This is a genomic window from Nonomuraea sp. NPDC052129, assembly GCF_040680095.1.
GTDB lineage: Bacteria > Actinomycetota > Actinomycetes > Streptosporangiales > Streptosporangiaceae > Nonomuraea.
In genome coordinates, this window is sequence record NZ_JBFAVX010000089.1 from 1 (window position 1) to 1,491 (window position 1,491).

General features: G+C 57.1%; 1 rRNA gene. It reads left to right on the forward strand.

Going from position 1 to position 1,491, the window contains the following annotated elements:
- Nucleotides 1-1,487: ribosomal RNA gene (locus tag AB0L53_RS59285) — 23S ribosomal RNA — on the forward strand; the annotation flags it as partial.
- Between the last annotated feature and the right edge of the window lie 4 nt (nt 1,488-1,491).

Consider the following 1,491-nt stretch of genomic DNA (forward strand, 5'->3'; position numbering starts at 1 on the left):
CGATGGGGTGACGCAGGAAGGTAGTCCAGCCCAGGCGATGGTTGTCCTGGGGTAAGCATGTAGGGCTGAACGTAGGCAAATCCGCGTTCTGTATGCCTGAGATGTGATGCCGAGCCGATTGTGGTGAAGTGGATGATCCTATGCTGCCGAGAAAAGCCTCTAGTGAGTGTTGTGGCGGCCCGTACCCTAAACCGACTCAGGTGGTCAGGTAGAGAATACTAAGGCGATCGGGTGAACTGCGGTTAAGGAACTCGGCAAATTGCCCCCGTAACTTCGGGAGAAGGGGGACCTCTGCTGGTGATCAGGCTAGCTCTGTGAGCTGGTGGGGGTCGCAGTGGCCAGGGGGAAGCGACTGTTTACTAAAAACACAGGTCCGTGCGAAGTCGTAAGACGATGTATACGGACTGACGCCTGCCCGGTGCCGGAACGTTAAGGGGACTGCTTAGCCGATCTTCGGGTTGGCGAAGGTGAGAACTTAAGCGCCGGTAAACGGCGGTGGTAACTATAACCATCCTAAGGTAGCGAAATTCCTTGTCGGGTAAGTTCCGACCTGCACGAATGGCGTAACGACTTCCCCGCTGTCTCAACCGCAGACCCGGCGAAATTGCACTACGAGTAAAGATGCTCGTTACGCGCAGCAGGACGGAAAGACCCCGGGACCTTCACTACAGCTTGACATTGGCGTTTGGAGCGTCTTGTGTAGGATAGGTGGGAGACTGGGAAGCTCGGACGCTAGTTCGGGTGGAGTCATTGGTGAAATACCACTCTGGTCGTTTTGAACGTCTAACTCTGGTCCGTGATCCGGATCGGGGACAGTGTCTGGTGGGTAGTTTAACTGGGGCGGTTGCCTCCTAAAGGGTAACGGAGGCGCCCAAAGGTTCCCTCAGCCTGGTTGGCAATCAGGTGTTGAGTGTAAGTGCACAAGGGAGCTTGACTGTGAGACTGACGGGTCGAGCAGGAGCGAAAGCTGGGACTAGTGATCCGGCATCGGCGTGTGGAAGCGGTGTCGCTCAACGGCTAAAAGGTACCCCGGGGATAACAGGCTGATCTTCCCCAAGAGTCCATATCGACGGGATGGTTTGGCACCTCGATGTCGGCTCGTCGCATCCTGGGGCTGGAGTAGGTCCCAAGGGTTGGGCTGTTCGCCCATTAAAGCGGTACGCGAGCTGGGTTTAGAACGTCGCGAGACAGTTCGGTCCCTATCCGCTGCGCGCGCAGGAGACTTGAAAGGGGCTGTCCCTAGTACGAGAGGACCGGGACGGACGAACCTCTGGTGTGCCAGTTGTACCGCCAGGTGCACGGCTGGTTGGCTACGTTCGGAAGGGATAACCGCTGAAAGCATCTAAGCGGGAAGCTCGCCTTGAGATGAGGTCTCCCACCATGAGAGTGGGTAAGGCTCCCGGTAGACGACCGGGTTGATAGGCCGGAGGTGGAAGCACGGTAACGTGTGGAGCTGACCGGTACTAATAGGCCGAGGACTTGACCACAAAG